The following is a 9,979-nucleotide window of genomic DNA, read 5'->3' as shown; positions in this document are numbered from 1 at the left end:
TGGATAGAGTACTCGGCTACGAACCGAGCGGTCGGAGGTTCGAATCCTCCCGGATGCACCATCTTCTCCGAGATAACTCCCGGATGTACCATCTTCTCTCCTTTGAATCATTTCCACATACTCCCGGAACACCCCTTAATTCGCTGTCAGCGACAAAATCAATCAATTACGATAAAATAACGTCTGGTCATTCGGCTTGTGAGAAGACGATGTACGAACGTTATGCGGGTTTGATTTTTGATATGGATGGCACCATCCTGGATACCGAGCCAACGCACCGTAAGGCGTGGCATGAGGTATTGGGGCATTATGGGTTACGTTTTGATGAACAAGCCATGGTCGCCCTCAATGGCTCCCCAACGTGGCGTATTGCCCAGTCGGTAATTGAATTGAATCATGCCGATCTTGACCCTCATGCATTGGCGCGTGAAAAAACCGACAAGGTGAGAAGCATGCTGCTGGATAGCGTCCAGCCTTTGCCATTGGTTGACGTCGTGAAAGCCTGGCATGGTCGTCGTCCTATGTCGGTAGGTACGGGGAGTGAAAGCGCGATTGCGGAAGCTCTGCTCGCACACCTTGGGCTGCGTCGCTATTTTGATGCTGTAGTCGCAGCCGATCACGTACAACACCATAAACCTGCTCCTGATACGTTTTTGCTCTGTGCCGAACGTATGGGTGTTGCTCCGGCGCGCTGTGTCGTATTTGAAGATGCCGATTTTGGGCTTCAGGCGGCGCGTGCCGCAGGAATGGACGCGGTGGATGTCCGGTTATTGTGAGTGATGGACTATCGCTCCTGTCACTGTTTGCCAGCAGTTTTCTCAGCGCTACGCTATTACCCGGCAATTCTGAAGTTGTTTTAGTTGCTTTGCTGGTCTCTGGGATAAGTCATCCCTGGGTCTTAGTCTTAACAGCAACAATGGGTAATAGCCTTGGAGGGTTAACTAACGTTATCCTTGGGCGTTTCTTTCCATTGCGTAAAACATCGCGCTGGCAAGAAAAAGCCACTGGCTGGCTGCGGCGCTATGGCGCTGTCACACTATTATTAAGCTGGATGCCGGTTGTGGGTGATTTACTGTGCCTGTTAGCTGGATGGATGCGCATCTCGTGGGGTCCAGTACTTTTTTTCTTATGCCTTGGCAAGGCGCTGCGCTATGTAGTTGTCGCAGCGGTTACGACGCAAGGCATTATGTGGTGGCACTAATTGTGTTGTGAGATAGCCTTCAGGGTAACCAATACCATTATGCTAATTAAAACGATTTTGACAGGCGGGAGGTCAATTTGATCCCGGACGTATCACAGGCGCTGGCCTGGCTGGAAAACCATCCTCAGGCGTTAAAGGGGATTCAACGTGGGCTGGAGCGCGAAACGCTGCGCGTTAATGCAGATGGGTCATTAGCAACGACAGGCCATCCTGAGGTGTTAGGCTCAGCGCTAACGCATAAATGGATAACCACTGACTTTGCCGAAGCACTGCTGGAGTTTATTACGCCTCCAGGCGACGACATTGAGAAAATGCTCACGTTCATGCGCGACCTGCATCGGTATACCGCCAGGAACCTGGGCGACGAGCGTATGTGGCCGTTGAGCATGCCTTGCTATATTGCCGAAGGCCAGGATATCGAACTGGCGCAGTACGGTACGTCGAATACCGGTCGTCTGAAAACGCTGTACCGTGAAGGCCTCAAAAACCGTTACGGCGCGCTGATGCAGACTATCTCCGGCGTACACTACAATTTCTCATTGCCGATGGCTTTCTGGCAGGCGAAATGTGGCGTAACGGACGGCGAAGATGCTAAAGAGAAGATCTCCGCGGGTTACTTCCGTCTGATCCGCAACTACTACCGTTTTGGTTGGGTGATCCCGTATCTGTTTGGCGCCTCTCCGGCCATTTGTTCCTCTTTCCTGCAAGGAAAACCGACAACCCTGCCGTTTGAAAAAACCGACTGTGGGATGTATTACCTGCCGTATGCGACGTCGCTGCGTCTGAGTGATTTGGGCTATACCAATAAGTCGCAAAGCAATCTCGGAATTACGTTTAACGATTTGCATGAGTATGTGGCAGGATTAAAGCGCGCGATTAAAACCCCTTCCGAGGAGTACGCGGCGATCGGTCTGGAGAAGGACGGTAAGCGTCTGCAAATCAACAGCAACGTTCTGCAGATTGAAAATGAGCTGTATGCGCCTATTCGCCCGAAACGCGTCACTCGTCGTGGCGAAACGCCTTCTGACGCGCTTCTGCGTGGCGGTATTGAGTACATCGAAGTTCGCTCACTGGATATCAACCCGTTCTCACCGATCGGCGTGGACGAGCAGCAGGTGCGTTTCCTCGATCTGTTTATGGTCTGGTGTGCGCTGGCCGATGCCCCGGAAATGAGCAGCGATGAATTGCTGTGTACGCGTAAAAACTGGAATCGGGTGATTCTCGAAGGTCGTAAGCCTGGGCTGACGTTAGGTATTGGCTGTGAAACAGCCCAGTTCCCGCTGCCTAAGGTAGGGAAAGATCTGTTCCGCGATCTGAAACGCGTGGCACAAACGCTGGACAGCATCGATGGGGGAGAGGAGTATCAAAAGGTCTGTGATGAACTGGTTGCCTGTTTTGACAACCCAGAACTGACTTTCTCTGCCCGCATCCTACGGTCTATGATTGATGAAGGCATTGGCGGCACGGGTAAAGCGCTGGGTGAGGCTTACCGAAATCTGCTGCGTGAAGAGCCGTTAGAAATATTGCAGGAAGCGGAATTTATTGCTGAAACCGAGGCTTCAAAGCGTCGTCAGCAGGAGATCGAAGCGGCTGATACTGAGCCGTTTAGCGTGTGGCTGGAAAAGCACGCTTGATACAAAAGAAAAAGGCCACTCGGGAGTGGCCAAAATTTCATCTCTGAAAACAGGGATGATGATAACAAATGCGCGTCTTTCATATACTCAGACTCGCCCCGGAACAAAGAGTTCAGATTATTTTCAAAAAATTTATCGGAGGTGGCTAAATGCCGTTGTTAGATAGTTTTACTGTCGATCACACCCGGATGGAAGCTCCCGCGGTCCGGGTTGCAAAAACGATGAACACCCCGCATGGCGACGCAATCACCGTGTTTGATCTGCGTTTCTGCATTCCGAACAAAGAAGTGATGCCTGAGAAAGGTATCCACACGCTGGAACACCTGTTTGCAGGTTTTATGCGTAACCATCTCAACGGCAACGGCGTGGAGATTATCGATATCTCTCCGATGGGATGCCGCACTGGCTTTTACATGAGCCTGATTGGTACGCCAGACGAGCAGCGTGTTGCCGACGCGTGGAAAGCGGCGATGGCGGACGTGCTGAAAGTGCAGGATCAAAACCAGATCCCGGAGCTGAACGTTTACCAGTGTGGCACGTATCAGATGCACTCTCTTAGCGAAGCACAGGATATCGCACGTCATATTCTGGAGCATGATGTACGCGTTAACAGCAATGAAGAGCTGGCGCTGCCGAAAGAGAAACTGCAGGAACTGCATATTTAGTCATACTGATTAGTTGTTCCAGCATTTAAATTAACCTCGGCTTATAACCGGGGTTTTTTTATTGCCCCTCCCCCTAAACCACCTCCCTGGTAGGTAATGCCAGTCAGTTAAGCATTATGGAGAACATGTGATTTCGGCTCAGGGTTCCGTTCACCTCAGTGGCATCACTTTTCTGAAGCGCAGATACCCGTGAACGCGCAAGGGAGGCTCACCGCCGCCTCCCTTGCAACCCAGGCTCCCGGCGGGAAAATCGTCGCTGCGCGATTCATTCGTCTTATGCCGTCTGCCTGTCGGGTCGGGGCCGGGCCTGCGTCCCTGCAGGCCGTCCCCTCTGCCCGCATCCCTGCGGGCAGACCCGGTCAGCCGTCAACGCCTCATCGATTTTCCCGTCGGGAGCCGGGATTGTTAAGGGTACGGCGATAGTACCCTTAACACGTTCACAGGTCGTATTGCCTCAGAGAAGTGACAAACATAAGGTGAACGTAGCAATACGCCGGAGGCAACAGATTCATTACCTCTGTATGTGCCACTCATCCTCGTTAACTAACAAGCATTACTCCTAGGGGGCAATAAAAAAGGGATCCGCAGATCCCTTTTATCAGATATTTAGTGCGCGCCACCGCCGCCGCCGCCCGCACCGAAGGGTGGTTTGGCAAACCACACCAGGCCAAGCAAGACCAGGAAGATCCCCGCCGACATCCAGAAGATTTCGTTGGCGGAAATAATCAGCCCCTGATTGGTGATCTGCTGGGCTATCCAGCCTGACGCCTGCTGGTGCGTCATCCCTAAATCCTGCAGCTTATCGTACATTGCCTGCGCATTTGGATTGTAAGGATTAACGGATTCCGTTAACTGCGCATGGTGAAGTGACTCGCGGTTAGTCCACATCGTCGTCGTAATTGATGTGCCAATAGAGCCGGCCAGCGTTCGCGTAAAGTTCGACAAACTTGATGCCGCGGCCAGACGCTCAGGCGGTAAGCCGGACAGCGTGATAGTCGTCAGCGGCATAAAGAAGCAGGCTACCGCGAAACCCTGAATAAACTGTGGCCAGGCCGATGCGCCAAAGTCCATACCCGGTTCGAACGTCCACGCACGCCAGTAGAAACAGACGGCGTACATAATAAAACTGAACGTGACTAACCGACGCATATCAAGCTTGTGCGCGAAGCGGCCGATAATCGGCGATAAGATCACCGGAATCACCCCAACCGGCGCTGACGCCAGACCGGCCCAGGTTGCCGTATAGCCGTATACCTCCTGCAACAGCTGCGGCAGCAGGACGATTGCGCCGAAGTAGAGCATATAGGCCAGACTGATACACAGACAGCCGATGGTAAAGTTGCGCGACTTAAACAGTGAGAGGTCGACAATGGGGTGCTCGTCGGTAAGCTCCCAGACGATCAGGAAGCTGATGGCGACAACGGCGACCACCGTCAGGATGATAATCTCCTGAGAGGCGAACCAGTCCAGCTCTTTGCCGCGGTCGAGCATAATCTGCAAACTGCCGATACCAATGACCAGCAGGGCCAGACCAATGGCATCGATGCGCCGCTGCTCGGTTTTGGTTTCCCGACCGCGCAGGGTTTGCAGGGTCATCAATACCACCGCAGCACCGATTGGCACGTTGATGAAAAATATCCAGCCCCAGTGATAGTTGTCGCTGATATAGCCCCCAAGAATAGGGCCACATATCGGGGCAACAATCACCGTCATCGACCATAGCGCCAGGGCGATGGAACGCTTGGCGGGAGGATAGTTATTCAACAACAAGCTTTGTGACAGCGGAATTAATGGACCGGCGACAATCCCCTGGATTACGCGGAAGAAAATCAGCATGCTCAGGCTGGTGGACATCCCGCATGCCCATGACGCAATGACGAAGGCGATAGTTGACCACATGAATAGCCTTACTTCGCCAAAACGCTTTGCCAGCCAGCCGGTGATCGGAATCGAGATAGCGTTCGCCACCCCGAATGAGGTGATCACCCAGGTTCCCTGGCTCAGTGAAGAGCCGAGGTTCCCGGCGATAGTGGGGATCGCCACGTTAGCAATGGTGGAGTCCAGCACCTGCATGAATGTCGCCAGGGACAGCGCGATCGTCATAATGACGAGCTGCGCGCCTTCCAGCGGTTTTTGCTGTTGCATCACACGCACCTTTGAATTAGCCCGCGTTGGCCTGCACGATCTCTTCGATCATCTTATTGACCGGAGCAAGGTTGATTTCCCGTGCATTACTTTCTGATACCGGCGTGGTGCGAACCTGGCTTGCCAGAATTTGTCCGTCACGATTTGAGGTATCTACCGTAACCAGCGTAGATAAACCGATACGCAGCGGATGCTGCGCCAACTGCTGTGCATCCAGTTCAATACGCACTGGTAGACGCTGGACGACTTTGATCCAGTTACCCGTCGCGTTTTGTGCTGGCAGCAGGGAAAAGGCGCTGCCCGTACCCATATCCAGGCCGACAACCTTACCGGTATATTTCACGTCATCGCCGTAAATATCACTGATAACGGTCGCCGGTTGACCGATACGCATGTGCGCGAGCTGTGTTTCTTTGAAGTTGGCATCCACCCACAGGTTAGTGGCTGGAACGACCGCCATCAGCGGCGTGGTCGGGCTAATTTGCGCTCCCGGCTGCACGGAACGACGGGAAACATAGCCAGTCATTGGGCTGACGATTCTGGTTCGTTCCAGCGCCAGCCAGGCATTGCGCACTTCAGTGGCCGCCTGTTGCACGGCGGGCTGGTCTTCCAGCTTACTGCCGAGAATCATCGCCTGGTTGGCATTATATTGTTGGATAGCGACATCAAGCTGAGCCTGAGCGCTGGCGACGGCATCACGCGCATGTTGCAGCTCTTCGCGGCCAATCAGGTTGGCGTTGCCCAGCGGGACACGGCGATTAAAGTCGCTTTGTGCCTGCGCCAGCGCGGTTCTCTGCACTTCAATGCTTGCCTGCAACTGCTTGCTGTTGATCATCAACTGGTGCGTCTGACGCACGCTGGAAGCCAGCGCAGTTTTGGCTTTTTCAAATGCCTGCTTTGCGTCCGTCTGGTCGAGGGTGACCAGCACATCGCCTTGTTTTACAAAGTCAGTGTTATCAGCCCAGACTTTCGTCACGCTGCCTGATACCTGCGCCATGATTTGAACCTGGTTCCCTGCCACGTACGCATCGTCTGTCTCTTCGACATGACGCAGTACTAAAAACCAATAAATCCCATATGCCACGGCAATGATAATAAAGAGCAAGGTCAGAAGGAGCAGCATACTTTTACGTTTGCCATTCTTCTTGACCGGTTGCTGCGGGGTTTGAGTCTCCGCATTTGCGCTCATGTTGTTCTCCACGATCTTCTTTTTTTTTCACATCGGCTGAGCCGACCTGTTTATCAGACAGGCCAGCAGTATGCGTGCTGGCCTGTCGGTTTTTTCATTTATAAATCTGGATTTCTGAGCGAGTCGGCGCGTTAGCGCAACGCTTCTAATACCGCGCCATCCTGCTCCATCTGGTCAAGACGGGTCAGAAGTTTACGGGTAATTTGCTCAAGCTGATCTTTTTCGGTGGTGCTGAGAGATGACCAAAGCTGATGCAGGCAGTTATGCTGAGGCGGTAACACCTCTTGCAAAAATGCGTGGCCTTTCTCGGTCAATTGCAGATGCAGACAGCGGCGATCGTTATCGCTTTCGCGACGTTCGATCCAGCCACGTTTTTCTAACTCATCCGCAATGCGGGTTGCGTTAGTGCGTGACGAGCCAAGCGCGCAACTCAGTTCAGAAGGCTGAATACTGTGGTTTTCCTGAGACTCCAGCGTAATCAACGCCATAAACAATGTCTCGTTAATCCCTTGAGCTTTCAGCATCTTATTGCGGTTTTCCAGCAGCTTGCCCTGCATGTGCATGCATAGACGAGTCAGAAGCACTTCCTGATAAGGGAACTCTTCGTAGCGGCTGGCGCGAAATTTTAGCATTTGTTCAATGGGCGTAAACGAACTATCCATTTGGGTATAACCTCATTAATTTCAGCCGATATAGTAACGACAGTGACAAATAAAGTAAATGTATTATTTATTTAAAATGATTGTTTTTATCTATAAGACAATCAGCATTTTCCAGGCTAATCCATAGCCCAGAGCACTCAGTAAGGTTGGAATGATGATGCTGCGGGTCTTATAGAAGCTTGCGCCCAGTATGACAAACCCCACCAGCGTAGGCACGAACCGACGAGAGTCGTGCATCACTTCTGGCGCGGTAGACACCACCAACAGGGCGCAAATTGATGCAATGCCAATGGTGTCGAGTAATATGCCCGTCGCGCCGCGCTTCGTCGGGCGAACATTCCCCACTCCAAGACGGAGCGGCAAATAACGAAAACAGTAGTTAACGCAGCCGACCAGCAGGCCAAGCAGCAGGACCTCATAGCTCATCGGGACCTCCCTGCCAAAATGACTGGATAAGAGCCGTCAGGCATCCGCAGACAATGCCTGCAAGGATGGCGGCAGGAATGGAAAACAGCATGACGCCAGCCAGCGCGCCGGCCAGTGCTGCAGTTACACAAAGTGCTTGTTGACGCTGGAAAGAGGCGAGCAGGAAGCTCATGAACAGCGCCGGGAGCATGAAGCCCAACGCCGCTTCAACTGCCGGGTAATCCTTGAGTAAACCACTACCGGAAAACGCGCCGATCACCGTGCCAAACACCCAGGAGGCCCAGGAGCATAGCGCAATGCCGATCATCCAGTTTTCACTCCAGCGCCGGTTATCCCGTACCAGCTTCGCCGTGGCGGCGGCAAAGACTTCATCGGTGAGGCCAAAGGCCCACAGCGCGCTTTTGGGTTTGCTCAGTCGCTGGGCGATTCGGCTACGCAGGGAAGGTCCGTACAAAACATGGCGTACATCCATGGCCATGACGGTCAGTGCGGCGACCCACAAAGAACTGCCTGCGGCGAGCATTGTGGTGATGACAAACTGGCTGGCTCCCGCATAGATAATGCAGGAGAAAAACACGCTTTCAACCGGAGTAAAGCCAAGGCGAGTGGCATTGAGACCAAATGCAAAAGCGACCGGAATATAGCTGATGACTATTGGCAGGCTGTCTTTGAATCCTTCAGTTAGCGTCGCAGAACTGGGTTCAGACTGGGATATCGGGCTTTCCATAGGGTTATAGGTTTCATTACCGAAATTAATATAAATTGGTTCAATGAGTTATAACCTTAGCAGACTGATGGGCTCCTTAACACCCTGCGGAGCCCAATCAGCGGTAAACATACGCTATATGCTTAATTTACGGCTTCCTGACGGTGATATCCTCGCCACCAGACCAACAGGTTGAGTAGGGCAACTGTCGTACCGGCCAGACAAACGCCAGCCCAACCGGCATGCTGCCAGGCGGAGGCCGAAATCAGCGAACCTGCCGCCCCGCCAATAAAATAGCTGGTCATGTATCCGGCGGTCAGGCGATTACGCGCGTCCGGATGAATGCGATAGATAACCGTCTGGTTGGTGATATGCACACCCTGAACGGTGAGGTCCAGGACCAGGATACCGATAATCAGCATTGGTACGGAACTATGCCCTAACCAGATAGCCCACCAGGAGAGCAGCAGTAATAACAGACCTGTGGTCGTGGTGAGATGTGATTTTCCCTTATCGGCAAAACCACCTGCCGGACGCGCGCCTAACGCCCCTGCGGCCCCTGCCAGGCCAAACAGCCCGATCGTTCCTTCGGAGTAGTTAAACGGCGGCGCGGCGAGCAAAAACGCCATAGAGGTCCAGAGAATACTGAAATTGGCAAAGGTCAGGCAGCCCAACATCGCGCGGGTACGCAGCAATTTATCATGGATAAACAGGCTGAATACGGAGCCTAACAGTTGCGGATAGTTGAGATGAGTATCTGATTTCATCTTCGGCAGACCGCGCCACAGCGCAATCGCCATCAGCGCCATTAATATCGATGCGACCCAAAATACGGTGCGCCAGCCGCCAAGATTGGCCAGTAATCCCGCCACGGTGCGCGCCAGCAGGATACCCAGCAGCAGGCCGCTCATAATGGTGCCGACAACTTTACCGCGCTTATCCGGCGTGGCAAGCGTCGCCGCCAGCGGAACCAGAATCTGTGCCACTACCGAGAACAATCCGGTAAGGGCGGTGCCGAGGATCAGCATGCCCAGCGACTGGCTGCTGGCGGTAATAAGCATGCCGCCTGCCGCTAACAGCGTCATGGAGACGATCAGCATCCGACGTTCAAACATATCGCCAAGCGGTACTAAAAACAGCAGGCCGGCGGCATAGCCGAGCTGGGCCGCGGTGACGATAAAGCCAGCGGTGCTGGCCGATAGCGAAAAGTTACGTGCGATGGTGTCGAGCAGCGGCTGCGCGTAATAGTTACTGGCGACGGCGAGGCCGGTGGCGATAGACATTAACAGGATCAGCGAAGGGCTAAGTCCCTGAGTGGTTTTCGTCATGGTTTTCAACTGAAAAATGGGTT

10 protein-coding genes are annotated in these 9,979 nt (G+C 53.2%); 4 read left to right on the top strand and 6 right to left on the bottom strand.

Going from position 1 to position 9,979, the window contains the following annotated elements:
* Positions 1–209 precede the first annotated feature (209 nt).
* The 4 genes from yqaB (at position 210) to luxS (ending at position 3,500) form a co-directional block, all read left to right on the top strand.
* Entirely contained in the window at positions 210–776 is a 567-nt protein-coding gene (yqaB, locus tag N0B36_RS12410) for a fructose-1-phosphate/6-phosphogluconate phosphatase (RefSeq protein WP_049270940.1), read from the top strand.
* A complete protein-coding gene (locus N0B36_RS12405; protein ID WP_003839664.1) occupies positions 773–1,201 on the top strand; it encodes a YqaA family protein in 429 nt (142 codons plus the stop codon). The genes yqaB and N0B36_RS12405 overlap by 4 nt, the downstream gene beginning before the upstream one ends.
* A 77-nt stretch (positions 1,202–1,278) precedes the next feature.
* On the top strand, positions 1,279–2,835 hold the full coding sequence (gene gshA, locus N0B36_RS12400; protein ID WP_016154161.1) for a glutamate--cysteine ligase: 1,557 nt from the start codon (positions 1,279–1,281) through the stop codon (positions 2,833–2,835).
* A gap of 149 nt (positions 2,836–2,984) precedes the next feature.
* Positions 2,985–3,500, top strand: a complete 516-nt coding sequence (gene luxS, locus N0B36_RS12395) for an S-ribosylhomocysteine lyase (protein WP_016154160.1) — start codon at positions 2,985–2,987, stop codon at positions 3,498–3,500.
* 606 nt (positions 3,501–4,106) lie between these two features.
* Here the strand turns inward: luxS and emrB are convergent.
* From emrB to N0B36_RS12365, 6 genes are all read right to left on the bottom strand, one after another.
* Positions 4,107–5,645, bottom strand: coding sequence for a multidrug efflux MFS transporter permease subunit EmrB (gene emrB, locus N0B36_RS12390; protein WP_047499457.1), 1,539 nt, complete (start codon positions 5,643–5,645; stop codon positions 4,107–4,109).
* Positions 5,646–5,661: 16 nt separating this feature from the next.
* The gene (emrA, locus tag N0B36_RS12385) at positions 5,662–6,834 is read right to left on the bottom strand and encodes a multidrug efflux MFS transporter periplasmic adaptor subunit EmrA (RefSeq protein WP_049282740.1); all 1,173 of its coding nucleotides are present in this window, start codon (positions 6,832–6,834) and stop codon (positions 5,662–5,664) included.
* Positions 6,835–6,965: 131 nt separating this feature from the next.
* Entirely contained in the window at positions 6,966–7,496 is a 531-nt protein-coding gene (gene emrR, locus N0B36_RS12380; protein ID WP_003037300.1) for a multidrug efflux transporter EmrAB transcriptional repressor EmrR, read from the bottom strand.
* 90 nt (positions 7,497–7,586) lie between these two features.
* Positions 7,587–7,922, bottom strand: a complete 336-nt coding sequence (gene ygaH / locus N0B36_RS12375; RefSeq protein WP_016154157.1) for an L-valine transporter subunit YgaH — start codon at positions 7,920–7,922, stop codon at positions 7,587–7,589.
* Positions 7,912–8,649 (bottom strand): AzlC family ABC transporter permease, encoded by a 738-nt coding sequence (locus tag N0B36_RS12370; RefSeq protein WP_019077531.1) that lies wholly within the window; start codon positions 8,647–8,649, stop codon positions 7,912–7,914. The genes ygaH and N0B36_RS12370 overlap by 11 nt, the downstream gene beginning before the upstream one ends.
* A gap of 122 nt (positions 8,650–8,771) precedes the next feature.
* Positions 8,772–9,956, bottom strand: coding sequence for an MFS transporter (locus tag N0B36_RS12365; protein WP_047358817.1), 1,185 nt, complete (start codon positions 9,954–9,956; stop codon positions 8,772–8,774).
* Positions 9,957–9,979 lie beyond the last annotated feature (23 nt).

This window comes from Citrobacter sp. XY323, from assembly GCF_025106035.1.
Taxonomy (GTDB): domain Bacteria; phylum Pseudomonadota; class Gammaproteobacteria; order Enterobacterales; family Enterobacteriaceae; genus Citrobacter; species Citrobacter braakii.
Note: the sequence above shows the minus strand (reverse complement) of the source record. Positions and strands in the feature narration are given on the sequence as shown.